General features: G+C 70.5%; 16 protein-coding genes and 1 pseudogene. 4 read left to right on the top strand and 13 right to left on the bottom strand.

All coding sequences use genetic code 11. From position 1 onward, the window contains the following. Positions 1-196, top strand: a pseudogene (locus tag D7X96_RS41105) (response regulator); the annotation flags it as partial. Positions 197-265: 69 nt separating this feature from the next. On the opposite strand, the gene D7X96_RS25810 reads toward D7X96_RS41105, so the two are convergent. From D7X96_RS25810 to D7X96_RS25785, 6 genes are all read right to left on the bottom strand, one after another. Continuing rightward, complete coding sequence (locus D7X96_RS25810; protein ID WP_158626631.1) at positions 266-619, bottom strand: response regulator; 354 nt, start codon at positions 617-619, stop codon at positions 266-268. A gap of 92 nt (positions 620-711) precedes the next feature. After that, positions 712-1,935, bottom strand: a complete 1,224-nt coding sequence (locus D7X96_RS25805; protein ID WP_120549251.1) for a glutathione-independent formaldehyde dehydrogenase — start codon at positions 1,933-1,935, stop codon at positions 712-714. Positions 1,936-2,078: 143 nt separating this feature from the next. Beyond that, positions 2,079-3,461, bottom strand: a complete 1,383-nt coding sequence (locus tag D7X96_RS25800; RefSeq protein WP_121770971.1) for an MATE family efflux transporter — start codon at positions 3,459-3,461, stop codon at positions 2,079-2,081. A 119-nt stretch (positions 3,462-3,580) separates the two neighbouring features. Further along, on the bottom strand, positions 3,581-3,934 hold the full coding sequence (locus D7X96_RS25795) for a response regulator (protein WP_120549253.1): 354 nt from the start codon (positions 3,932-3,934) through the stop codon (positions 3,581-3,583). Next, a complete protein-coding gene (locus D7X96_RS25790; RefSeq protein ID WP_120549254.1) occupies positions 3,931-5,553 on the bottom strand; it encodes an ATPase domain-containing protein in 1,623 nt (540 codons plus the stop codon). Before D7X96_RS25790 ends, D7X96_RS25795 begins: the two co-directional genes overlap by 4 nt. A gap of 22 nt (positions 5,554-5,575) precedes the next feature. Then, the gene (locus D7X96_RS25785; RefSeq protein ID WP_244219717.1) at positions 5,576-6,700 is read right to left on the bottom strand and encodes a hybrid sensor histidine kinase/response regulator; all 1,125 of its coding nucleotides are present in this window, start codon (positions 6,698-6,700) and stop codon (positions 5,576-5,578) included. Positions 6,701-6,912: 212 nt separating this feature from the next. Here D7X96_RS25785 and D7X96_RS25780 point away from each other — a divergent pair, with 212 nt between their 5' ends. Next, entirely contained in the window at positions 6,913-7,674 is a 762-nt protein-coding gene (locus D7X96_RS25780) for an alpha/beta fold hydrolase (RefSeq protein WP_120549256.1), read from the top strand. On the opposite strand, the gene D7X96_RS25775 is transcribed toward D7X96_RS25780, so the two are convergent. From D7X96_RS25775 to D7X96_RS25760, 4 genes are all read right to left on the bottom strand, one after another. Beyond that, on the bottom strand, positions 7,675-9,555 hold the full coding sequence (locus D7X96_RS25775) for an RICIN domain-containing protein (protein ID WP_121770969.1): 1,881 nt from the start codon (positions 9,553-9,555) through the stop codon (positions 7,675-7,677). It abuts the gene before it with no gap. A gap of 50 nt (positions 9,556-9,605) precedes the next feature. Then, positions 9,606-11,813 (bottom strand): FUSC family protein, encoded by a 2,208-nt coding sequence (locus tag D7X96_RS25770; RefSeq protein WP_121770973.1) that lies wholly within the window; start codon positions 11,811-11,813, stop codon positions 9,606-9,608. 93 nt (positions 11,814-11,906) lie between these two features. Further along, positions 11,907-12,944 carry a D-alanine--D-alanine ligase family protein gene (locus D7X96_RS25765; RefSeq protein ID WP_121722347.1) on the bottom strand — a complete coding sequence of 346 codons (1,038 nt, stop codon included), beginning with the start codon at positions 12,942-12,944 and terminating at the stop codon, positions 11,907-11,909. Positions 12,945-12,947: 3 nt separating this feature from the next. Continuing rightward, positions 12,948-13,982 (bottom strand): putative zinc-binding metallopeptidase, encoded by a 1,035-nt coding sequence (locus D7X96_RS25760; RefSeq protein WP_233609583.1) that lies wholly within the window; start codon positions 13,980-13,982, stop codon positions 12,948-12,950. A gap of 211 nt (positions 13,983-14,193) precedes the next feature. Here D7X96_RS25760 and D7X96_RS41555 point away from each other — a divergent pair, with 211 nt between their 5' ends. Further along, positions 14,194-17,187, top strand: a complete 2,994-nt coding sequence (locus tag D7X96_RS41555; protein ID WP_121770968.1) for a hybrid sensor histidine kinase/response regulator — start codon at positions 14,194-14,196, stop codon at positions 17,185-17,187. A gap of 52 nt (positions 17,188-17,239) precedes the next feature. Here D7X96_RS41555 and D7X96_RS40495 read toward each other — a convergent pair whose 3' ends face one another. Together D7X96_RS40495 and D7X96_RS25745 are read right to left on the bottom strand one after the other, a co-directional pair. Then, positions 17,240-19,564 carry a M20/M25/M40 family metallo-hydrolase gene (locus D7X96_RS40495; RefSeq protein WP_208647377.1) on the bottom strand — a complete coding sequence of 775 codons (2,325 nt, stop codon included), beginning with the start codon at positions 19,562-19,564 and terminating at the stop codon, positions 17,240-17,242. Between the two features lie 276 nt (positions 19,565-19,840). Further along, positions 19,841-20,167: a hypothetical protein gene (locus D7X96_RS25745; protein ID WP_121722349.1), complete on the bottom strand. Its 327-nt coding sequence runs from the start codon at positions 20,165-20,167 to the stop codon at positions 19,841-19,843. 219 nt (positions 20,168-20,386) lie between these two features. Between D7X96_RS25745 and D7X96_RS25740 the strand changes: the two genes are divergently transcribed. Continuing rightward, positions 20,387-20,788, top strand: coding sequence for a VOC family protein (locus D7X96_RS25740; protein ID WP_120549263.1), 402 nt, complete (start codon positions 20,387-20,389; stop codon positions 20,786-20,788). Positions 20,789-20,860: 72 nt separating this feature from the next. Here D7X96_RS25740 and D7X96_RS25735 read toward each other — a convergent pair whose 3' ends face one another. Beyond that, complete coding sequence (locus D7X96_RS25735; protein ID WP_121770967.1) at positions 20,861-24,424, bottom strand: glycoside hydrolase family 78 protein; 3,564 nt, start codon at positions 24,422-24,424, stop codon at positions 20,861-20,863. Positions 24,425-24,504: the final 80 nt, after the last annotated feature.

The raw sequence follows: 24,504 nt of genomic DNA, 5'->3' as shown, positions 1-24,504 counted from the left end.
GAACGGCCAGGAGGCGTTGGACAAGGCCTTCGAGCTGGTGCCGGACGTCATCCTGATGGACCTGTCCCTGCCGGTGATGGACGGCTGGGAGGCGACGCGCCTGCTGCACTCGCGCCGCGACGGCGCCGCCAATCGACTCACCGATTCTGGACATGTTGGGTCTTCCCCCTCGAACCACCGAGACGGTGGACGTTGATGGATTATCGACCCTCGCCGCCCGGAGTTGCGGTCTTTTCCACCCCTACATCCACCCCAACGGCGCCCGTCAGGGCCGGCTCCGGTAGCGGTCCACGGCGGCCAGGAGCACCTCCGTGCGCACCGGCTTGCCCAGCAGGCCCACCGTCCCGGCCGGGGCCGCCTGGAGGTCCGGGTCCGCGGTCAGCGCCAGCACCGGCAGCCTCGATGCCTGGTCCAGGCCGCACAGCCGGGTGAGGAAGCGCTGGTCCTCCGGGTTGCGCAGCATCAGGCTGAGCAGCACCAGGGAGGGACTTCGAGGGAGCCGGGACAGCACGTCCAGGGCCTGGGGCGCCGTGGCGACGGACAGCACCGTGTAGCCCTCCAGCACCAGGAGGGCCACCAGGGCCTCGCGCAGGTCGTCGTAGCTTTCGACGACGAGCACGGTTGAACGTGTGTCCAGGGCATCCACCATCAAGCCTTATACCGCCGGAGTCCCAGGGCGTGCACCCCCTGGGGACCGGGGGCAGGTGGGTCTCAAGCGCGGGCCTTGGGGCTCAGCTGGGGCTTGAGGATGACCTTGGTGTAGCCGTCCTTGCGCGCGTCGAACTTCCGGTACGCGTCCGGCGCGTCCCGCAGCGGCAGGCGGTGGCTGACGATCATGCTCGGCTTCGCCCGGCCCGCGATGATGAGGTCGCGCAGGAAGTGGTTGTAGCGCTTCACCGGCGTCTGGCCCGTGCCCACGGTGATGCCCTTGTCGAAGACCTGGGCCCACGGCAGCGGGTAGATGCCCTGCTTCGCGTTCTCGTCCGGGGCGCCGGGGTCCGGGGCCATGTAGACGCCGATGACGCCGATGTGGCCCGTGGGGTTCACCAGCTCCACCAGCTGCTCCAGCACCTGGGTGGGCTTCTCCTTGCCGCCGTGCGTGTCCGCGGTCTTGATGTCGCGCGACTGGTAGCCCACGGCGTCGATGCCGCACATCACGCCCAGGGCCTTCTCCTCACCGGGGCGCAGCGCGCCCATGATGAGCGGGTTGCCTCGGCGCAGGTCGAGGATCTGCTTCACCGGGTCGCCCTTCGTGAAGTCGATGGGGATGGCGCCCATCTCCTTCACCTTGGCCAGGCGCTCCGGGACGCTGTCCACCACGTAGACCTCGGAGGCACCGCGCAGCAGCGCGCAGTAGCCGGCGAGCAGGCCCACCGGGCCCGCGCCGAACACGGCGACCGTGGCGCCCGGCCGCACGTTCGCGAGCTCGGTGCCGTGGTAGGCGGTGGGGAACACGTCCGACAGGAGCAGGAAGTCGTCCTCCAGGTCGTCGCCCGGCTGGCCCGGAATCTTCAGGCAGTTGAAGTCCGCCCAGGGCACCCGCAGCAGCTCCGCCTGTCCACCCCGGTACGGTCCCATGCCCGCGTAGCCGTAGCCCGCGTGCGGCGCCTCCGGGTTCGCGACCAGGCAGGCCTCCGTGCGCCCGCGCACGCAGTCGAAGCAGGTGCCACAGGCGATGTTGAAGGGCAGCACCACGCGGTCGCCCTTCTTGATGCTCCGCACGCCGGGGCCCACCTGCTCCACGACGCCCATGTTCTCGTGGCCGAACACCTGCCCGGCCTTGGACGCGGTGCGGCCCTCGTACATGTGCAGGTCGCTTCCGCAGATGCCCGCGGACGTGACGCGGATGACGCAGTCGGTGGGGGACTCCAGCTTCGGGTCCTCGACCTCCTCCACCTTCACCTGGCTGTTCTCTTTGTAGACGACGGCGAGCATGAGCCCCTCCCGGGTTGGATGCGTAACGCGGCCCACCAAAAGTGGGACGCGGCACGTCCATTGGAAGAGGCCGTGGAATTCCCACGCCCGGCCGCCCCGTGCAGGTGTGCAGGGCGGGCGCGCGTCCAGGCCCTCGCGGCCCGTCAGTGCGCCATCACCACCGGCGCCTCCGCCGGAGACACCAGCGACTGACGCTCCCACGCGCGGCTGCGCCAGCGCAGCCACATGGCCAGGCCGCGCGTCCACTCGTCCGCGGCCACCGCCAGCCACACCCCCGCGAGCCCCAGCTGGAGGTGGAACACCAGGTAGTAGCCCAGGGGCACGCTCATGCAGACCATGGAGAGCACCCCCATGATGACCGGGAAGGTGGCGTCACCCGCGGCGCGCAGCGCGTTCACCAGCACCAGGTTGAACGAGCGCCCCGTCTCCAAGAGCAGGCTCAAGACGAGCACCTGCGACGTGAGCCGCAGGATGTCGCCGTCGTGCGTGAAGAGGCGGATGAGCGGTTCACGCAAGAGGATGGCCGTCACGTCCACCGCCACCGTGATGCCGACGCTCCACTTGAGGCTCTTGAGCACGCGCGCGTACGCGTCCTGGGAGCGCTTCGCGCCCACGAGCCGCCCCACGATGATGGACGTGCCCATGCCAATGGCCAGGCTGCACAGGAACACGTACTGGGACATGGCGTTGGCGTACTGCCGCGACGCCAGCGCCACCGGACCCAGGTACGTCACGTAGTACAGGAACACCGTCTGGCACGCGTGGTACGTCAGCTGCTCCACCGCGGACGGCACGCCCACGCGCAGGATCTTGCGGACGTACTCGCGCGTCAGCGCCACGAAGTTCGTGGGCCGCATCTTCACGTCCATCACCCGCCAGAGCATCCAGCCGAAGACGCCCACCGCCGCCGCGCGGCTGAAGACGGTGGACATGGCCGCGCCCGCCACGCCGTGCGCCGTGAAGCCGAAGTGCCCGAAGATGAGCACCCAATTGCCCACCACGTGCACCACGTTCATGCCCAGGGCCACGTACATGGACTGCCGCGTGAAGCCGTACGTGCGGATGAGGCTGGAGAAGACGTTGATGAGCGCTTGCAGGAACAGGAAGCCGCCCGCGATGTGCCAGTAGGTGCTGGCGTACTCGAGCGTCTTCGGCTCCAGGTTCATCCGCCCCAGGATGGCGTCCGCGGACAGGAGCAGTCCGCCGCTCACGGCCAGGCCCAGCAGGAGGTTCAGGGTGATGGCCTGCGCCGCGATGCGCGCCGCCTCCACGCCCCGCTTCGCGCCCAGATACTGCGACACGACGATGGACGCGCCGTGGCTCACCACCTCCATCACCAGGATGCAGATGAAGACGTACTGATTGACGACGCCCACCGCGGACACGGCGGCGTCCGACACACCGCTGAGCATCAGCGTGTCCGCCGTGCCCATCAGCATGAAGAGGAAGATTTCGAAGAAGATGGGCCAGGTGAGCCGGAACAAGCCGGGCTCGCCCGCGGGAGTCGTCTGGACTTCGGTGTGCATGGATGCGCAGCGTCAGGTGACCCACTGTGCGCGCGCGATATTTCGATTTCAACCGGAAGCACCCGCGCCGCCTGCCTGGCTGGCGCGGATGCCTGGCGTTGAAAAAGTGAGAGCGGAACCTACGACGTGAGGCGGGACACGGTGTCGACCAGGTCTCGCAGGGAGAAGGGCTTCTTGAGGAAGCCGGCCCACTTCTGTTCCTCGGCCTTCGCCCTGGGCGGCTGGATGGCGCTCATGACGAGGATGGGGAAGTGCTGGGTGCCGTCCTTGCGGATGGCGTCGATGGTCTCGTAGCCATTCATCACCGGCATCATCACGTCGATGATGGCCAGGTCGGGCTTCTCCTCCTTGAGCCTGGCCAGGGCCTCGCGGCCGTTGCCGCAGGTGATGACGCGCAGCTGCTCCTCTTCCAGGATGGCCTGGATGGCTTCGGCGATGTCCTGCTCATCGTCCACGACGAGCACGGTCTTCATGAGCGCCTCCGCCGGGACGTGCCCGCCGGAGCCTTCTTCGCGGCCGGCTTCTTCTTCGCGGCCGCCTTGCGGCCCTGCTTCTTGCGCGTGCCCAGCGGGGCCTTCACCTTGTCGGGGCGGGAGGACTCGCCGGAGATGCGCGCGTGGCCGGTGAGGATGCTCTCCGCGCTCTCGAAGGTCTCCGCGACCTGGATGCCCTTTTCGCTGATGGAGAACTCGCGGATGGCGCTGTCGTAGGCGCTCTCGCGCATCTTCATGATGGAGAGCAGGCGGTAGAGCTGCGAGCGCAGCTCCACGTAGCGCAGCAGGATGACGTTCTCCACGGTGGACGCGGCCTCCGGCTGGGGCATGTCCACGCCGGGGCTGAAGAGCGGCGTCTCATCCGAGTACAGCGTGGTGACGTCCATCATCCGCAGCTGGTGCGCGAGCGCGGAGAAGAAGCGCCCCATGCGGTCCGGGTACACCGCCGCGGAGCGGAAGCCGGACACGCCGTCGATGAAGAGGCGCAGGCGGTCCACCTTGCGCTCCTGGATGCGCTCCAGCAGCTTCTCCGCCAGCGAGTCCAGGTTGTGCTCCAAGGGCGGCTGCCACTGGATTTCAATGAGGCCCTCGTCCACGTACTTCTTGAGGTCCCCCATGCCGGTGCCTTCGGCCTTCTCGATGAGGCGGGGGGGCGTCTCGAAGAAGCCGAAGTAGACGCCCGGCTGGCCCGCGCGCGCGCCCTGCAGGAGGAAGTGCAGGCCCAAGAGCGTCTTGCCCGTGCCGGGCGCGCCCAACAGCAGCGTGGTGGAGCCGGACAGCACGCCGCCCCGGAGCGCTTCGTCCAGGCGGGGGATGCCGAAGGGCATGCGGATGCGGTCCTCGCGCCCTGACGCGGCGGGGTGCGCGAACTGCACCTCCGTGCGCGGGTGGATGACGATGCCCTGGTTGGAGATCTCCACCTCATGGCGGCCCAGCAGGGACGGGCCGCCGCGGAACTTGGTGGCGATGAGCTCGCGCACCGCGCGGGGCCCGTGCAGCCACAGGGACAATTCGAAGATGCCGTCCACCGCGGTGTTCTCCGGGTGGATCTCCCCCTCATGGTGCGGGGCGAGCAGCAGCGAGGTGCAGCCCAGGATGCTGCTGAAGGTCTGCAGGTCCTGGAGGAAGCGCTTGAAGGACAGGTCCGAGCGGGCGAACTCCTTCGCCGCGTCCATCCCGTCGATGATGAGCAGCGTGGTGCCGTGGGCCTGGGCGTTCTTGCGCAGGAGCTCCAAGAGGCCCTTGAGCCCGTCGCGCTCCAGGTCGCGGTAGCCGCTCAGGTACTGGAGCCGGTCCGGGATGACGTCCGGGTCGAAGAACGTCATCTGCGACAGGTTCTCCAGCATGCGCCCGTGCGACTCCGACAAGAGCGTCACGTAGAGCGCCTTGCCGCCGTTCTTCACGTGCTGGAAGGCGATCTGGTTGGCCAGCACCGTCTTGCCGGAGCCCGGCGGGCCGATGATGGCGTAGGACGAGCCCTGGATGAGGCCGCCCTTGGTGATGAAGTCCAGCCGGGGCACGTTGGTGACGAGGCGCTTCGCCGGACTCCTGCCTTCGCCAGACGGATTGCTTCCGTCCGCGTCTTCGGTGTTCGCCACGAAATCCTCTTCTCTGGAGACGTCAGTAACGCTGGGTGCGATTCAGGGGGAGCTTCAATTCGAAACAGGCGCCCTGGCCCAGGGCGCTCTTCACGGTCAGCGCGCCTTCGTGCGCGGCGGCGATCTCCTGGGCCAGGTACAGCCCCAGGCCCAGGCCCTCGAAGCGGCCGCTGGACGGCACGCGCTCGAAGCGGCGGAAGATGCGCGCCTGGTCCTCCGGCGCGATGCCCACGCCCTGGTCCTCCACGGCGAGCACCGCGTGGCCTTCGTGCGTGGACAGGCGCACCTTCGCGGGCCGGTCCTCGCCGAACTTGATGGCGTTGGACAACAGGTGGCCCACGGCCTGCTCCAGCATGCGCCGGTCGCCAAAGAGCAGGACGGGGACTTCGGGCAGCTCCACGGCCAGGGCCACGCTCGCGCTCCTGGCCGGAACCTGGAAGCGCTCCACCTGTTCGCGCACCACCTGGGAGAGGTCCACCGTGTCCACCAGCAGGGTCACGTCCTGTGCGGACAGGCGTGACACGTCCGCCAGGCTCTCCACCAGGACCTGCAGCCGGGTGAGCTGGCGCACCGCGGGCTCCAGGCGCTTCTGCATGGAGCCGCCCGCGTCCGCGTCGCCCTTCACCATCTCCACCGCGCGCTCCAGGTTGAGGCGCAGCACGGTGAGGGGCGTTCGCAGCTCGTGCCCGGCGATGCGCAGGAACCGGTCGCGCGCGCGCACGGCGTCCTGCGCGCGGGCCTGCAGGCGCAAGAGGGCCTCGATGTTGGCCAGCAGCTCGTCCTCCGCCAGGGGGCGCGTCCAGTACGCGTCCGCGCCCTGGGCCAGGCCCCGCACGCGGTCCTCGCGCTGGACGGACACGGACGACAGGTGGGCGATGAGCAGGTCGTGCGTGGGCTCGTCCGAGCGCAGGCGGCGGCACACCTCGTAGCCGTCGATGTCCGGCATGTGCACGTCCAGCAGCACCAGGTCGGGCCTCCCCTGGGCCAGCCGCAGGGCCTCACGCCCTCCCGTGGCCTCGAGCACCTGGTAGCCGCCCTGCTTCAGGGTGAGGCTGAGCAGGTACAGCGTCGCGGGGTCGTCGTTGACGTTGAGGACCGTGACTGCTGGGCGGGTGTGCCGGGGATTCTGGGAGTCGGACGGATTCACGGACGGTGTCGCGGGAACAGTGGGGCCGCGCGCGGCGAATGGAACCACCTGCACTCAAAAAGAGTGGCGGCAGTGTGCCGGGGTCCGCCCCTGGTGTTGCCCGCCGGACGGATCCGGCGCTGGAGACGTCCTCCTTTTCCCAGGCGGGGTGTCAGGCGCAGGATGGGTGAGCAGACGCGGGCCCGGATTTCCGGCCTTGGGAGGGACACGGCATGCGCGGTGCGGCGGGTGAGCTGTTCGTCGATGACGGTGGGACGGGGCAGGGGACACCCGTGGTGTTCGTGCACTCGGCGTGTGGAGACACGCGGCAGTGGGCGGCGCAGCTCCAGCACGTGCGGCCGCACCGGCGCGCGGTCGCGTTGGATCTGCGCGGCCACGGCCAGTCCACGCTCACGCCGGACGCGGACTTCACGGTGGAGGACCTCGCCGGGGACGTGGCCACGGTGGTGGAGGGCCTGGGGCTGCCGCGCGTGGTGCTGGTGGGTCACAGCCTGGGCGGCGCGGTGAGCCTGGCGTACGCGGCCGCGAACCCGGAGCGCGTGGCGGGCCTCTTCCTGTTGGATCCCGCGTCCGACGGGCGCCAGGTCCCCAGGGAGGCGGCGGAGGGGATGATGGCCGCGCTCGCCACGGACGGCTGGGTGCAGGTGATTGAGCAGTACTGGAGCACGCTCCTGGTGCCGTCCAGCCCCCAGGTGCGTGAGCAGGTGCTGGGCCAGCTGCGGCGCACGCAGCGCGGGGCGGTGAAGGCCGCCATGGGCGCGCTGCTCAAGTTCGACCCCGTCACCGCGCTGAAGCGCTACCCGGGGCCGGCCCTGTCCGTCATCACGCCGCTCAATGAGAACCCCGGCGCGTACCACGTGCTCGTCCCGAGCCTGCCGTCGAAGCGCGTGACGGGCACGGGGCACTGGGTGCAGCTGGATGCCCCCGAGCAGGTCAACACCCTGCTCGATGGCTTCCTGGCGACGGTGCCCTGATCAGGGCATGGCCTCCAGGCGGAACTGCTGGCAGTCGTTGTTGGACCAGACCCACTGCTGGACGGTGGCGCCGTCGCCGCTCGCCCAGCAGTTGCTGACGTCCAGCACCTTGCCGCTGTGGCGGGCCTCGAAGCGGGTGTAGCCGCCGGTGGTGGCCACGGGCTTGAATTGCTGGTTGGCGCCGCCCGCCCACGCCCACTGCTGCACGAGCGCGCCGTCCGCCGCGCTCGCGTCCGCCACGTCCACCGCCTTGCCGCTGTAGCGCGACACCAGCCGCGAGTAGCCGCTGTCCGTGGCCACCAGCGCCCACTGCTGGCTTTGGCCCGTGTGGCACGCCCACTGGTGCAGAACAGCGCCGTCCGCCGCGGACGGGCCCGCGATGTCCACGCACTTCCCGGTGGCCTTGTTCACCAGCCGGTACCACGGCCCCTGCGGGCCGGACGTCCCGCCCCACTGGAAGGACGCCACCGAGCGCGGCGGCAGCGTGTACTCGAAGGCCTGGCCGGCCCAGCGGACCTTGAAGGACAGCGTGGCGCCGTCGTTGGAGTTGAGCGCGATGAGCGCGTGCGAGCCGTCCGGGTTCCGGAAGGCGAGCGTCTCGATGTTGTTGTTGCCTGGCGACGTGGCGCCCACGCGCACCGCGCCCGGCCGCACCACCTTCGCCAGGTGCGCCCACGCGTAGAACTCCTCGTTGCGCGTGTACGTGCCCGCGGCGTTGTCCACGGTGAACATGCCCCGGCAGTCCGAGCAGCCGCCCACGCGCGGCCCGTGGCTCGGATCCAACGCCAGGTTCCAGTAGAAGGACGTGCGCGACCAGTGGCGCAGCGGCCCGAAGAGGTTGTTCTGGAGCGCCCACTCCAGATTGGCCGCGGCGTTGGTGGCCCAGAAGCCGCCGGTGCACTCCGTGAAGTGCACCTCCTTGTCGGGGTACGCGTCGCGGAAGGCGGACTGGACGCTGTAGCTGCCCTCGGGGCTCTCGTAGCAGTGGTACGCCACGCCCGCGACGGCGCTCCGGGCCTGCCCGCCGTTGTAGGCCATGACCTCATGCGGATAGCCCGCGGGGCCCGAGCCGTCATGCCAGTTGTGGTCCCACGCCAGCACCTTCACGCCGTTGAAGCCCGCGGCGTTGAGCGCGGGGCGCAGGTGCTGCGCGGCGAAGATGCTCTGGTCGTTGGACTCCATCTGCATCGTCGCGTAGCCGCCGTTGGCGTTGTGCGGCTCGTTCTGGGGGCTCAGCGCGTGGATGGGCACGCCGTTCGTCTGGTACGCCTGCACGAAGCGCACGAAGTAGTTCGCGTACGTGCCGTACAGGTCGTTGCGCAGGTAGCCGCCGCCGGTGAGCGAGTTGTTGAACTTCATCCACGCGGGCGCGCTCCACGGCAGCGCGAAGATTTTGACCTCCGGGTTGATGGCGCGCGCCTGCTTCAGGAGGGGCAGGATGTACGCCGTGTCGTGGCCCACGGAGAAGTCGTTCAGGTCACAGCAGGTGTCGTCGTAGGTGTAGTTGTTGCGCGAGAAGTCGGACGCGCCCATGGGCAGGCGGATGGCGCTCTGGCCCGCGCCCGCCGTCACGCTGAACAGGTCGTTCATGATGGCCGTGCGCTGGGGCGAGTTGAAGATGAGCCACGCGGACGAGTCCGTGAGCGCGCCGCCAAAGCCGTCCACCGTCTGGTACGTCACGCCGTCGTTCACGTCGATGGCGGTCGCGCTGCCCGTCTCCGGACCGAACGTCTTGTTCGCCTCGGCGTTGAGCTTCTTCGCCAGCGCGCTGCCGGACGTCGTCGTCAGCCACACGCGCACCGTCTCGTTCGCCGCGCTCGCGGCGGGTGGCAGCAGGGTGGAGGCGGCCAGCAGCAGGCCGTGCAGGGGAATACGGGACATGGGGACTCCAGAAGCCAAGAGGGAGCCCGCAGCCTATTCCGGCTCTTCTGCTAATGCGTGTTAATCGTGGATGGCGCGGGCTCCAGGCGGCGGGTGGCGGCGGCGTGGAGCACGTTGATCTGCCGCGCCAGCCGTTCCAGCTGGGACTGGAGCAGGGGGGCCTCGGAGCCCAGCGCGGCGCCGGCTTCATCCGGGGTGGGGACGTTCCAGCCGATGAGCGCGTTGAAGGAGGGCAGGGGCTTGGGGCGCTGGCCGTGGCGCACCGCCTGCGCCAGGTCCTCCATGCTCGCGTCCATGGCCTGTGCGTAGCGCGACAGGGCCTGCTGCACGGCCGGGGAGGTGGGCACGGAGCGGCGCGACGCGAGCAGGGTGCAGACGGCGGCGAAGCGCCGGGTGAAGGCGAGCAGCGTCATCAGCGGCTCCACCGTCTCCGTGCGCCAGCGCGGTTCGTTGAGCAGCCGCTGGAAGGACGTCTCCGCGTTGATGGTGGCCAGCCCCAGCTTGCGGCGCGCCTCCGCCAGCGCCGTCCCATCCGGCGGCGTCCCCCGTTGCCAGGCACGGGAGAGCACGGCGAAGAACTCGCGGTCCGCGCTCAGCGCGTCCGCCAGCTGTGCCGGGAAGCGGTGCTCCTCCGAGCGCTGCCACAGGAAGAAGGTGCCCGCGAGCGCCAGCGCGCCGCCGATGAGCGTGTTGACGATGCGCACCGGCGCCAGCGTCCAGTCGCCGCTGCCCAGCTCCGCCAGCAGCACGAAGGTGAGCGTGGCGAAGATGGTGAACAGCCCGTAGTTGAGCGGGATGAGGCTCACGCACAGGGCCGCGGTGCAGAAGAGCAGGCCCATCATCGCGTGCGGGTTCTGCAGCCACGACGACACGGCGATGGCCAACAGGCCCCCCACCACCGTCCCCAGCACCCGCTGGAGCGCCTTGAGGAACGTGGGCCCCGTGTACGGCTGCATGATGGTGAGCACGGTGAGGGTCACCCAGTAGCCGTGGTTCGGCCGGAACACGCTGGCGATGTACACGGCCGCCGTGGTGGTGACGCCCACGCGCAGCGCGTGCCGCAGCACCTCCGAGTCCAGCGTGAGGTGCGCGCGCACGGGATCCCACAGCGGCACGTGCGACTCCTCGGCCAGCGCTCGCGTGGGAGGAGGCGCCTCCGTGAGGGGGCCGGGCAGCCGGCACGCGGTGTCCAGCGCCACGTCCGCGCGCTCGCGCAGCTCCGACAGCAGCCGCGCGATGTCCGACAGCCGCGCGCGCTCCAGGCGCGTGATGAGGCCCCGCGCGTCCAGGTCTCCCACCGCGTCCCTGAGCGCGCGTCCGTCCCAGTCCGGCTGGGGCCTGCGGCTCCGGCCCTCCTGCTCCACCAGCCGCACCAGGTCCCGCGCCGTGTTCGCGCAGTCCAGCAGCGCCACGGCCACCGCCGCGCGCGGATCCCCCACGGGGCCGCTCACCGGCGGGCCCAGGGTCTCCAGCTGCTCACCCAGGGCGATGAGCCCCATGAACATCGCGTCCGCGGACTCCAGCAGCACCAGCAGCCGCTCACCCCGGCCGCGCTCGACCCGGCCCTGGCGCGTGGCCGCGAGCGTGGTGCGCGCCAGCTCCAGCGTCTCGCGGATGCGCCCGTGCTGCTCCTGGATGAGCGCCTGCCACGCGTCCTCGCGCGCGCCCTGCACCGTGCGCGACATCCCCTCCGCGTAGTCCGCCACCGCGTCGAAGCACGCCGCCACCGCCTTGCGCGCGGGCCGGTAGGGGCGGATGGGCCAGAGCAAGAGCGACAGCACCATGGCCCACGCGGAGCCGCCCAGCACCGCCACTCCGGACTCCAGCGCGGGCACGACGCCGGCCGCGGGCAGGCCCAGCGCGATGACGAAGGTGGTGGCGGCGATGTTGCCGGTGAGGTTCGCCGCGGCACCGTAGACGCCCGCGAAGCTCCACGCCGTCACCCACAGCAGGGTGGCGGGAATGGCCAGGGTGGGGTGCATTCCCGCCAGGCCGCCCAGCACCGCGGACACCGCCGCCGCCAGCGCCGTGCCGCCCATGGCGCGGAAGCGGGCGTGGTAGGAGCCGCCCTTGTCCACGAAGGACGTGTTGAAGCCGCCCACGGCCAGCCACAGGGCGCTGGGCAGGTGCAGCGCGGTGCCCACGACGGTGGGGACGAAGAACGCGAGCGCGGCCCTCAGGCCTGCCTTCACCGCGGGCCGCACGGGCGCGAAGCGGGCCACGGCCTTCGCATGGTCCAGGAACTGACGGTGGAGCACGCCTTCCCCATAGAGCAACGCCCCCGGCCGGGCCACCGGAATCCGGGCCCGATGCCGTGGGGGCGTCACTCCCGCGCGGGGCGCCGCGTCTTCTCAGTGCGTGGCGGGCACCGGCTCCCGGGCGGGCGCACCGGCCGTGGCCCTGGGGGCCACGCCCAGACCGTGGCGCCGGGCGGCGGTCTCCACGATGCGCTGCACGAGCGCCTCGTAGCTCAGGCCCCGCTCCTTCGCCCCCATGGCCACCTCGCACTGCGTCTCCAGATACGGGTTGGGGTTCACCTCCAGGATGTACGGGTCGTTGGTGCGGCTGGACACGCGGAAGTCGATGCGCGCGTAGTCGCGCAGCTTGAGCGCGCGGAACGCGGTGATGGCCGCGCGCTCCATGCGGCCGCGCAGCTCGTCCGACAGGTCCGTGGGCATCATGAGGTGCGGGCTGCCCGGCGTCTCCGGGCCGAACTTCACCTCGCGGTTGGCGATCTTCATCCGCTTGCGGTTCCACCGGGAGCCGAAGTCCAGCTCCACCACCGGCAGCACCTCCGGGTTCGTGGCGTCCCCCAGCACGCCCACGTACAGCTCGCGGCCCTCGATGAACTCCTCCGCCAGCGCCTCGTCGTCGAACTCCTGGCGGATCTTCTTCACCCGCCGGGCCAGCCCCTCCATGTCCTTCTCCACGCCAAGCCCCATGGACGCGTCCGAGCGAGCGGGCTTCACCACCAGCGGGAAGGACAGGTCGCCGTTCGCCTGGAACGACGTGCCGTCGAAGGTGGCGAAGCGCGGCGTGAGCACGCCGTGGAACTGGAGCAGCTGCTTGGTGAGCACCTTGTCCTGCGCGAGCAGCAGGCCCGCGGTGCCCGCGCCCGTGAAGGGCACGCGCGCCAGCTCCAGCACCGCCGCGACGTTGACCTCCAGCCGGTAGTCCTCCGCGAAGGTCTCGCAGAGGTTGAACACCAGGTCCGCGCGGGCGCTGGTGACCTTGCGCACCAGGTCGGAGACGCTCTCGTCCACGCACACCTCCGTGGTGCCGTGGCCGGCCGCGCGCAGCGCCGCGGCCACCTGCTTCACCACGGGGTCCGGCGGGTCGTCCTTGGCCTGATAGTGGAGGATGGCGATGCGAAGGGACTTCACGGGCATGTGCTAGTCCTCGAAGAAGCGGTCGGTGTGCAGGTAGTTCATCGCCAGGACGGTGACGAGCGACGCCAGCTGCATCGCCGCCTCGCGGCTGTCGTCCGGGTGCAGCGTGAGGTTCAGCGCGGCGGTGCGCTCCGCCAGGTGGTCCACGAGCGCGCGCACCACGCCCCGGCTCACCCCCGCGTAGTGGCCCACGGTGGACAACAGGCGCTGCCGCTCCGCCTGCACCAGCGTGCTGGCGCTCACCGGCGCCTCGCCCGGCCCCCAGAAGATGTCCTCCAGCGCGTGGTCGAAGGCGTTGCGCAGCTCCACGTCCACCTTCTCGTCCAGCTCGCGCTGGCGGTAATGGTCCTGGACGGTGCCCTCCATCTCCTCGGTGGTGAAGTCCGGCTCCGCCAGCTGCACGGGCGGCGTCGTGCGGCCCAGGCGCTTTGAAATCTCCTCCACGTACTGGAGCTTCTTGAGCGCGCCCCAGCCCTGGTAGCGCTTCGCCCAGTCGCTGCCGGGCGTGAGCCACACCGCGAAGGTCTCCGCGAAGTCCTCGTCCGGGTGCTTCTGCGCGTACCAGCCGGAGATGTGGAAGACGTACCGGCGCGAGAAGGGCCGGGGCTTGTAGTCGTCCTGATACGGCCGGCCGTAGTCGCCGAACACGCGGCGCCACTCGTCCGTGTCGTAGAGGCGGTACGCGTAGTTGAACGCGTGGCCCGCCTCGTGGCGCAGGTACATGAGGATCTCGGCTTCCGTCTCCGCGCCGCCGCCCAGCTCCGCTTCAATGGACAGCAGGTCCGGATCCGCCAGGTAGAAGGGCAGGCCGATGACGGGCACCCCGGACGGGCAGCCCCACTCGTCGGACAGGTAGCACTGGGGCTTGAAGCAGATGCCCTTGGCCTCCAGCTCCGAGTGCAGCTGCGCGATGTAGCGCTCCAGCGGCGTGCCCCCCAGCCGCAGGGACAGGTCCTTGATGCGCGCCTGGAGCAGCGCCTCGCGCCGGGGTGACAGCCGGCCTCGCTCGGCGCCCTCGGTGGGGTGCTTTTCGCGCAAGACCCGGGTTTCAGCCTGGGGCGTTGGCATCATCCCCTCGAAGGTGGGGCCGGAGGCCGGCGAAGGACAGCCCGCCCGCCCTGTTCCAGCAGCCGGCCAGCCGGGCGCCCGGGAGGTGCTCCACCCTGGACGGATGGACGATTTTCCAGTGGGAAGCCATGCGCCGCCGGCTTAGGGACATGGCTCGCTGATGTGAGGAGCAGCGCCCGCGATGAGCCAGGACGTCCCCGCGCAGACGCCAGAGACCCTCTTCACCGGGAGCAGCCAGATGCACGCGCTGGTGCGCGCGCATGACTGGGCCTCGTCGCCCGTGGGACCGCTGGCGTCCTGGCCCACGAGCCTCAAGGTGCTGGTCAAGACGCTGCTCGGCTCGCGCTACCCCATGATCCTCACCTGGGGTCCGGAGCTGACGCAGTTCTACAACGACGCCTATTCGCTGGTGATTGGGGACAAGCACCCGGCCGCGCTGGGCACGGACATCCGGGGCACGCTGGCGGAGGCGTGGGACTCGCTGGCGCCGCTGGTGCTGGAGGCCATGACGACGGGCGTCGCCAGCTGGGTGCCCGCGCTCCGGCTGCTGCTCAACCGCAGCGGCTACCGCGAGGAGTCCTACTTCGACGTGAGCCACGCGCCCGCCTACGACGACACGGGCGCCATCGGCGGCATGCTCGCGGTGTGCGCGGAGGTGACGCCGCGCGTGCTGAGCGAGCGGCGCACGCGGCTGTTGCGCGACCTGTCCGCCCAGGCGTCGGACACGCGCAGCGTGGCGAAGACGTGCGGCGACCTGGCGAAGGCCCTGGAGGCCCATCCCCTGGACGTGCCGTGCGCGCTGCTCTACCTGCGCGCGGACGACGGCCGGTCGCTGACGCTGTGTGGGGCCGTGGGCATTGGACAGGGCGGACCGCTGAGCCCGGAGCGCGTGCTGCTGGACCCCGGCTCGCGCATGGCGGCCCCGTACCTGCGCGCGCTCGAAGGGGAGCGGGTGCTGCGCGACGGGCTGGAGGCGCTTTTGTCCCTCCAGGGCGGGCCCTTTGGCGACGCGGTGGGCACGCTCCTGTTCCAGCCGCTCGCCGGGACGGGCGCGGCCGCGCCGCTGGGCGTCCTGGTCACCGCGCTGTCCCCCAACCGCGCCTTCGACGAGGGCCACGCGTCCTTCAGCGAGCTGTTGAGCGCGCAGGTGTCGGCGTCGCTGCGCAACGCGCGGGCCTACGAGGAGGAGCGCCAGCGGGCGGAGGCGCTGGCGGCGCTGGACCGGGCGAAGACGGCCTTCTTCCACAACATCTCCCACGAGTTCCGCACGCCGCTCACGCTGATGCTGGGGCCGCTGGAGGACGTGCTGGCGCAGGTGCCGGTGACGGAGGGAGCGCGCAAGGACCTGGAGCTCGTCCACCGCAACGCGGGCCGCCTGCTGCGGCTGGTGAACACGCTGCTGGAGTTCAGCCGGCTGGAGGCGGGCCGCATCGACTCCAGCTTCGAGCCCACCGGCCTGGCCGCCTTCACCCAGGAGCTCACCGGCCACTTCCGCTCCGCCATCGAGCGCACCGGGCTGACCTTCAGCGTGGAGTGTGACGGGCCGCCGGAGCCCGTCTGGGTGGACCGCCAGATGTGGGAGAAGGTCGTGTTCAACCTGCTCTCCAACGCCCTCAAGTTCACCTTCCAGGGCGGCATCCGCGTGCGGCAGGAGGTCCGGGGCAACGACGTGCTCCTGCGCGTCTTCGACACGGGCACGGGCATCCCCGAGGCGGAGCTGCCGCACCTCTTCGAGCGCTTCCACCGCGTGCGCAACGCGCGAAGCCGCACCCACGAAGGCACCGGCATCGGGCTGGCGCTGGTGAGCGAGCTGGTGGCGCTGCACGGCGGCGACGTGTCCGTGGAGAGCGAGGAGGGGCGGGGCTCCACCTTCACCGTGCGCATCCCCCGGGGCTCTTCGCACCTGCCCGCGGACCGCATCCAGGCCGCGCGCCAGCAGGAGTCCACCGCCGTGGGCGCGCGCCCCTTCCTCCAGGAGGCCGAGCGCTGGTCGGACGTGGAGCCCGCGCCCCCGGCCGAGGTGCCGTCGTCGCCGCCGGCGGAAGCCCCGCGCGGGGACCTGCCCCGCGCGCGCGTGCTGGTGGCGGACGACAACGCGGACATGCGCGAGTACGTGGAGCGCGTGCTGTCGCCGTCGTTCGACGTGACGCTGGCGGCGGACGGACAGGCCGCGCTGGAGGCCGCGCGCGCGAACCCGCCGGACCTGGTGCTGACGGACGTGATGATGCCCCGGCTGGGCGGCTTCGGCCTGTTGCGCGGCCTGCGCGAGCTTCCGTCCACGCGCGCCGTCCCGGTGGTGATGCTGTCCGCCCGCGCCGGGGAGGAGGCCGCGGTGGAGGGGCTGGAGGCGGGCGCGGACGACTACCTGGTGAAGCCCTTCAGCGCCCGGGAGCTGGTGGCGCGCGTGCGCTCCATGCTGGAGCTGTCGCGCATGCGCCGGGACTCGCTGCGCCAGGAGCTGCTCGCCATGTCGCTGCGCGAGAGCGTCCAGGCCCGGGATGACTTCCTCGCGGTGGCGAGCCACGAGCTCAAGACGCCGCTGGCCGCCTTCCGCCTGCACCTGGAGCGGCTGGAGCGCAGCCTGGGCGAGGACGCGCTGGGCCGCGCGAAGAGCCCGCTGGAGTCCGCCGGCCGCCAGGTGCAGCGGCTGCACGCGCTGATGGAGACGCTGCTGGACGTGTCGCAGCTCACCACCGGCCGGCTGGCGTTGGAGTTGAACGACGTGGACCTCACCGCCGTGGTGGCCACCTCCGTGGCCCGGCTGCGCGAGGAGGTGGCGCGGATGGGCGTGACGGTGACGCTGGACGCGGGCCTGCCGCTGGTGGGCCGGTTCGACAAGCTGCGCATCGGCCAGGTCGTCACGCACCTCCTGGCGAACGCGGCGAAGTACGGCCAGGGGCGCCCCATCGCGGTGCGCGTGGCCGCCGAGGACGGCACCGCGCGCCTCACCGTGCGCGACGAGGGCATTGGCATCAGCGAGGAGGACCGCGCGCGCATCTTCGAGCGCTTCGAGCGCGCGGTGCCCGGGCGCAACTACGGCGGCCTGGGCCTGGGGCTGTGGATCGCCCGGCAGGTGGTGGAGGCGCACGGCGGCCGCATCACCGTGGACAGCAAGCCGGGCCTGGGCTCCACCTTCGTGGTGGAGCTGCCCATCGAAGGGCTCAAGGCGGCCTGAAGAACACGAAGGGGACCCGGGGACACAAAGCCCCGGATCCCCTCACGTCACGTCACTGGACGGCGAACACCAGGTCGTCGCGGTCGTTGTAGCTGTTGGACACGCACGCGCTGGACGGGCTGCCGGTGCCGTAGCGGAACTGCGCGCGCACGGCCTGGTTGGCGCCGGAGGGCAGGGTGTACGTGGCGGACAGCGTGTTGGCGCCCGCGGCCGGCGGCGTGAAGGTGCCAATCAGCGTCCACACGGGCGTCGTCGCGGTGGCGTTGGCCGTGTAGTACAGGTCCAACCGGTCCGAACCGGGGCTGGCGTAGGCCCAGACGCTGGCCTCCACCTTCACCTGCTTGCCCGCGGCGAAGTTGGAGCCGTCCACGGTGGACACCTTGAGGGCCTCCACGGACTCGTCGCTCTTGTAGGTGCCCCCGCTGCCGTCGCCGCAGGTGGCGCGCAGCGTGTTGGGGGTGTTCTTCTCAGGCCCCAGGCTGCCGCGGCCGTTGAAGAGCGTGCCGCTGTCGCAGGTGGCCGCCGCCGCGCTGCAGCGCACCGTCCGCAGCGTGCTGTCGTAGGTGCCGGACGTGGACACGTTGGCCACCGTCACCGTCGCCGCCGTCGAGGTGGCGCTGTTGAGCGCGCTGTCGTACGCCTTCGCCGCCAGCGTGTGGCTGCCGTTGGCCACCGTGCGGCTGTCCCACGCGAAGCTGTACGGCGAGGAGACGGACGTGGCCTTCACCACGCCGTCCACCAGGAACTCCACCTTGCTGACGCCCACGTTGTCGCTGGCCGACGCGGTGACGCTGGTGGTGCCAGTCACGGTCGCGCCGCTCGCCGGCGCGGTGAGCGACACCGTGGGGGGCTGGGTGTCCGTGGCCACCGTCACCGTCACCGCCGCCGAGGTGGTGTTGTTGCCCGCGTTGTCATACGCCTTCGCCGCCAGCGCGTGGCTGCCGGGGGCCACCGTGCGGCTGTCCCACGCGTAGCTGTACGGCGAGGCGAAGGACGTGCCCTTCACCACGCCGTCCACCAGGAACTCCACCTTGCTGACGCCCACGTTGTCGCTGGCCGACGCGGTGAGGGGGGTGATGTCCATCACGGTCGCGCCGTTCGACGGCGAGGTGAGCGACACCGTGGGGGCCTGGGTGTCCGTGGGCTGGCCCTGGAGGGCGCCCTTGCCCAGCTCCGCCAGGTACGCGGCGCCGATGCGCGCGAACTTCAGCGCGTGGTTGGCGGTGCCCCAGTTGGTGCCGTCCTTGCTGTTGGCCAGCGTGTCGTTGGCCGTGTGGATGTACGGGTTTGACTCGTTCAAGTCGTACCGCGCCTCGAACGGCATGGACGCCGGGTAGCCCTGGGCGTGCCACGCCGCGTGGTCCGAGCACCCATAGCCGCACTGGATGTTGGCGCGCGAGTAGCCCGTGTACGTGTCGATGAGGTTGCCCAGGAACGCGTTCTGCGCCGCGTTGGTGTTGTCCGTGACGAGCGACACCTCCACCGTGGAGCCGCGGTAGTTGGTCATGTCCAGCTGGAGCACGCCCACCACGTTGGTGTTCGCCGTCTTGTGCGCCAGCGCGATGGCCTTCGAACCCAGCAGGCCCACCTCCTCCGCCGCGTACGCCATGAACTTCACCGTGCGCGCCGGCTTGTAGCCCTTGGCCATCGCCACCCGGAACACCTCCGACAGCGTGGCGACACCGGAGGCGTCGTCATCCGCGCCCGGCGCGATCGCGGTGGGGGGGCTGGACGCGAACTGCTGGATGGAGTCCAGGTGGCCGCCAATCACCACCACCTCGTCCGGGAAGACGGTGCCGGTGATGGTGGCGATGACGGACGGCTGGGTCCAGCTCGCGTGGGTGTACAGCTGCACCGTCACGTCGGTGCGTCCGCCGGCGTAGCCCGCCCAGGTGTTCCGCAGCCAGTTGGCCGCCTGCGTGCCGCCCGAGGAGTTGTTGTAGTAGCGGTTGGTGTAGCTGGCCAGCTGGGTGATGGTGGCCCGGATGCTGGGCTCCTCGAGGCCGGAGAACAGCCCGTTGACCACCGCCGCGTTGTCCAGCGTGTAGCTCACCAGCGACTGCGTGGGCTTCGGGGCCGCAAGCTGCGCGAGCGCCTCCTCCTGCGTGTCGTGCGCCATGAAGCCCGCGCAGCGGTGATACGTGTCATGCATGATGGAGGAGACGTCGCTCAGCTGGGACTCGGTGAGCTTGAGCACGCTCACCCCGTTCGCCTCGCCCACCAGCGTGGGCACGTTCCCGGCCGCGCGAAGCGACGTGCGCACCGCCGTCACCGCCTCCGAACCGATGGTGATGTAGACCTCCTTGTCACGCGACTCGGCGGAAGCAGTGGCGCAGCACAGCGACACGACGACGGGGGCCAATCTCTTCAAACGCATGTTCCGCTCCGATTCCAGGCGAGGGGCGCGCTGGCGGGGCACGGCGGGGACCTCCCACGTCCGGTCCGGACCAGGTGTCCAGGCCTCGTGGGGCGGGGCGCATCCTGGGGAATTCAAGATGAGCCAGTCAAGCCGGAGACCGGAGTGAAACAGGATGAGACAGCTTTTTCCGCCAACGATGACGCGCGCGGGCCATGCGTGGACGCAGGTGCGTCACAAGCATGTCTTGGAAATTGAGAGGAAGAGGGGAGGCGCGCCCGAGGGGGTGGGCGGCGCTCAGGTCTGCAGGTTCATGCTCAGCGAGCGGCCGGCGGCGAAGCGGGGCTCCGCCTGGAGCTTCTCCAGCACGCGGTCCGAGGCGACGAGCGTCACCTGGGGCAACAGGCCCGGCTCGCTCATCCACTTCACCGCGCCCAGCAGGTGCTGGGCCTTGATGAACTCCAGCACGGCGCCATGGAAGGCCTTGCCCTCCTCGCGCCACACCTGGGCCAGCTCCGCCCGGTCGCGAGACTCCGGTGCCGGGGCGGCGGACCTGGAGGCCCTGCCCGGGCGCCGCTTCGGCGACGCGTCTTCACGGGGCAGGACGATGATTTCGATGAACATCCCGGCACCCTCCTGAAGGCAAGAACAGCGAAGTGCGCGGACTATCGCATGAAGCTGCGTCGTCCCGCCGCTGGATGCCCGTGCTTTTGCAGAGGTTGCTGCCGCTTTCACGACTTCCCGGGCGCGTGCGCCTTGACATGCGCGAATTGCCGTTCTGAAGGTCGCAGGTCCGGCGGGTGTCCGACAGACACCTCGCGAAGAAAGCACGGGAGACAGACCATGGAACTGCACCACGGCCGCATGTTCGACCACGTCCACCTCCAGGTCCGGGACCTGGAGGCAAGCAAGCGCTTCTACCGCGCGGTGCTGGAGGTGATGGGCATCCCGGTCTTCAACGAGAGCGAGCGCCACCTGGCCGCGGACGAGCTCTACATCAGCAGCGACCGCGAGCCCACGGCGCGCATCCACCTGGCCTTCCAGGCGAAGGACCGGGAGATGGTGCACCGCTTCCATCAAGCGGCGGTGGCGGCGGGCGGTCGCGACAACGGAGGCCCCGGCGAGCGCTCGTACCACCCGGGCTACTACGCGGCCTTCGTGCTGGATCCGGACGGCAACAACATCGAGATGGTCCACCACGGGCCCGCGAAGCGCTCCGCGCCGTCCGTCGTCTACACCTGGTGAGCCCGTGAAAGGCACGGGGGCCCCCGGGACGAAATCCGGGAGCCCCCATGTCACGTCACGCGCGGCTTGAGGCTAGCGCGCCGTCAGGGCCCGGCCCCGCACCTGCTTCGCGGCCGGAGCGGTGGGGTTGGAGGCCACCGCGGACACGACGTTGAACACCAGGTCGTCGCGGTCGTTGTACGTCCCGGACACGCAGGCGCTGGTCGGCGTGCTGCTGAAGCGGAACTGCGCGCGCACGGCGTGGTTGCCGGTCGTGCTGCCCACCGTGACGGGGAAGGAGAACGTCTTGAGCCCCGACGCGGTGCACGCCTGGGCCGTGGTGATGGCGGTCCACGAGGGCGTGGTGGTGTTCGTCGTGTAGTACAGGTCCAGCTGGTCGCTGGTGCCGTAGCACCACACCGTCACGTCCACCGTGAGCTGCTTGCCCGGGGTGATGGTGCCCTGGTCCACCGTCTTGAGCACGATGCGGTCGATGCTCTCATCCGAGTGGTAGGTGCCGGTGGAGCCGTCCGCGCAGGTGCCGCCCAGCGTGTTGGGCTGGTTGGGCTCCGCGCCGCCGGACAGCGTGCCGCGCCCGTTGACGAGCGTGGGGCCGGTGTCGCAGCCGCACACGGAGCCGCAGGCCGGGGTGCGCAGCGTGCTGTTGTACGTGGCCACGGTGGGCGTGCACACGTTGGTGGTGGTGAAGCTGAACGCGCTGCTGTACGGGCCGGCGCCGCAGCTGTCGGTGGCCCGCGCGCGCCAGTAGTACGGCGTGAGGTTGGACAGGCCGGGCGTCACGTTCCACGCGCTGGAGGAGAGGCCCGTCGTGCTGCGCACCACGTTGGTGAACGCGCTGTCGGTGGCCACCTGCACGTCATAGCCGGCGGCGCTCGCCACGTCGGACCAGTCCAGCGATGCGTTCAGGGACACGCCCGTGGCGCCGTTGGCCGGAGCCGTCAGGGTGGGGGCCGCCAGGGTGACGCAGCCGCGCGTGGTGAACCCGCGCGTCGCGCTCCAGGAGCTGGTGCCACCGCACGAGTTGAGCGCCCGCACGCGCCAGTAGTAGGCCGTGCTGGCCGTCAGGCCCGGGGACACGGTCCAGTTGCTGGCGACGAGCGAGTTGGCGCTGCGCACCACGTTGGTGAACGCGCTGTCGGTGGCCACCTGCACCTCGTAGCCGGACACGCCCGTCACGTCCGCCCAGTCCAGCGCCGCGAGCAGCTCCACGCCGGTGGCGCCGGAGGCGGGGGTGGACAGCGTGGGCGCGCCGGGCGCCGCGCAGGTGGGCGTGGTGCAGGTGCAGGTGGACGCCGGGCCGAAGCACGCGTTGCTGCTGGCGGGCACCACCGAGTAGCAATACTGGCGGCCGTTGGCGACCTCCGCGTCCGTGTAGCTGGTGCCGGTGACGGTGGCCACGCGCGCCTTGCCGAAGTCACAGCCCGCGAAGCCCTCCGTCTTCATCACCCAGTACTGGCTGGCGCCCGAGGAAGCCGTCCACGACAGGCTCACCTGGCTGTCGCCCGGGGTGGCCGTGGTGGTGGGGGCCGCCGTGGGGCCGGCCGCGCAGCCGCCGTTGGTGGGCGCGGGCGTGGAGCAGGCGATGTTGTGGCGGTTGTACGCGGCGTGGATGGCCGTCATGTGCGGCGTGCCGTCCGCCAGGTTGCCGTTGTCGTCGTCCGCGGCCAGCCACTGCATGTAGCCGTTCGTCGCGCCGCAGCCGTCGGACGTGCCGGCGGTGCAGTTGCAGGCGTGCCACGTGCCGATGTTGCCGGAGCCCTGGTAGAAGAGCTTGTTGCCCAGGAGGAACGCGTCGTTGGAGTTGTAGTTGAAGGGCGCCGCCGTCAGGTCGCGCGTCACCAGGTCCCACGCCGCCTGGCGCACGGGGGACGCGGCGCAGTGCACCTGCTTGCTGCACGGGCCGGAGCCGGACGAGCACATCTTGCAGGTGAAGTTCTGCGGGGTGGCCGGGATGTTCGGCGCGCTCGCCGCCCAGTCCGCGTCACGCACGCCCGAGCAGCGCAGGTTGCACCAGGACTGGCCCGCCACCTGGGCCTCCTGCTGGTTGTAGCCCGTGCCGTCCGGCGTGAGGCCGCAGCCCGTGTTCGTCGTCTGGAAGAAGCCGTAGCCCACGCAGGACGTCTGCAGCCGCAGGATGCCCGCGATGTCCGCGTAGCCCTCGCTGGAGTTGGACAGGGAGCCGTTGGCGTCGAAGTTGTCCATGCCGTGGCCCCACTCGTGGTCGAACACCGCGCCAATCTCACCGGTGTTCCGGCAGCCGCCACCGGACTTGTAGAAGTTCACGGAGCTGCCGTTCCAGAACGCGTTGCAGGTGCTGTTCAGGTTCACGTTGGACGTGAGCTGGCCCTGCAGCCACGTGTTGCTGGGCAGCCAGCCGCGGGCCACCTCTTTAATCTTGTTCAGCTCGTAGAAGCTGGAGCGCGCCGCCGGCGTGTTGCCCGCGGACGTGCCCGCGGGCACGGTGCAGTCGTGGTCGTTGTTCACGCCGCCCAGGTCCAGGCTGCCGGTGGCGGAGCTGACGTTGATGGCGCCGCAGCTGTCGGCGATCTTCACGTACTTGCCGGACAGCGTCGTGTTGAGGGTGCCGGCGCTGTAGTTGTAGATGCCCGCGCCGTCCGTGAAGTTGTTGGGCGACGCGAAGCCCGTGTTCGCCCACGGCATGGGCGTGTTGGGCTGCATGGTGCCGCACGTCTCCTTCGACGTGCAGGTGCCGATGTTGGTGGACGGGTACACGCCGCCCTTCACCTGGGCGTCGAAGTAGTGGTTGTCGTCCTCCACGGCCAGCACCTCGCCGGAGTTCGCGTCCACCGTCACCTTCCAGCGCTCGTGCTCGCCGGGGTTGGAGAAGCCGTAGCTCCACACCAGCGCGTGGCCATAGCCCTGGCCAAAGGACGCGCCCGTGCGCGCGTACGGGGCCACCTCCAGCGTGGGGGACTGCCACAGGCTGTTGGGCGCCAGCGCCACGCCCAGGAAGCTGCTGCCCGCGCTGAGCGCCTGGTTCGCGGTGAAGCGGGGCTTCGTGTCGATGCCCACGTTGGCCCACGCCTCCGTGCCCAGGAGGATGAGGTTGCCGTGGCTGATGGTGGCCGCCAGCCGGCCGTGCCGCACCGGGATGCCGTTCACCACCTGCGGGATGTGCACCTGCCACAGCGTGTCCGTCACCTGCGTCACGCGCGGCGCGCCCAGCTGCATCAGGTCCACGCCAATGGCGTCCTGATGGTCCGCGACGAACTTGAAGACGAGCTCACCCACCACGGACTCGTCCACGCTGCCCACCGAGCGGCCCAGGCCCTGGCGCACGGACTCCAGCGTGACGGCGTTGCGGAAGCCGTCACCCGGGATGAGCGGGAAGCTGCCCTGGATGCCCGTGGGCATGCCGGACAGCGGATCCAGATACACCTGCACGTTGCCGCCGAAGCGGGTGACGAACCCCGCCCACCGGTCCGCGCCCGCGCGCGGCATCAGCGTGCGCGCCTTCTCCAGGGGCACGTTCTGGATGGGCAGGTACAGCTCCGGCTTGAAGAAGGCCTTCTTCGCGACCGCGCTCTGCTGCTCGGGCTGTGAGGGTTGGAAGGCGTACGTCGTGGACGACACCAGGAGGGCAAGACAACACAACGCGGACCGCAGGGGGCGCATGGACGTCTCCTCGGGTGAAGCCGCCGGACGGGACCGGCGGGCTCCGGGGTGGAGCGCTCCCTGCTTAGGTCAGACGCTTT

Origin of the sequence: Corallococcus interemptor, assembly GCF_003668875.1 — a bacterium.
Lineage (GTDB): Bacteria > Myxococcota > Myxococcia > Myxococcales > Myxococcaceae > Corallococcus > Corallococcus interemptor.
This window is presented reverse-complemented; position numbering and strand designations above follow the sequence as displayed.

Coding starts and splice junctions, on each gene's coding strand:
- D7X96_RS25800 (WP_121770971.1), bottom strand. CDS start 3,461: ATGCACACCGAAGTCCAGACGACTCCCGCGGGCGAGCCCGGCTTGTTC.
- D7X96_RS25805 (WP_120549251.1), bottom strand. CDS start 1,935: ATGCTCGCCGTCGTCTACAAAGAGAACAGCCAGGTGAAGGTGGAGGAG.
- D7X96_RS25740 (WP_120549263.1), top strand. CDS start 20,387: ATGGAACTGCACCACGGCCGCATGTTCGACCACGTCCACCTCCAGGTC.
- D7X96_RS25765 (WP_121722347.1), bottom strand. CDS start 12,944: ATGCCCGTGAAGTCCCTTCGCATCGCCATCCTCCACTATCAGGCCAAG.
- D7X96_RS25735 (WP_121770967.1), bottom strand. CDS start 24,424: ATGCGCCCCCTGCGGTCCGCGTTGTGTTGTCTTGCCCTCCTGGTGTCG.
- D7X96_RS25775 (WP_121770969.1), bottom strand. CDS start 9,555: ATGTCCCGTATTCCCCTGCACGGCCTGCTGCTGGCCGCCTCCACCCTG.
- D7X96_RS41555 (WP_121770968.1), top strand. CDS start 14,194: ATGAGCCAGGACGTCCCCGCGCAGACGCCAGAGACCCTCTTCACCGGG.
- D7X96_RS25795 (WP_120549253.1), bottom strand. CDS start 3,934: ATGAAGACCGTGCTCGTCGTGGACGATGAGCAGGACATCGCCGAAGCC.
- D7X96_RS40495 (WP_208647377.1), bottom strand. CDS start 19,564: ATGCGTTTGAAGAGATTGGCCCCCGTCGTCGTGTCGCTGTGCTGCGCC.
- D7X96_RS25745 (WP_121722349.1), bottom strand. CDS start 20,167: ATGTTCATCGAAATCATCGTCCTGCCCCGTGAAGACGCGTCGCCGAAG.
- D7X96_RS25780 (WP_120549256.1), top strand. CDS start 6,913: ATGCGCGGTGCGGCGGGTGAGCTGTTCGTCGATGACGGTGGGACGGGG.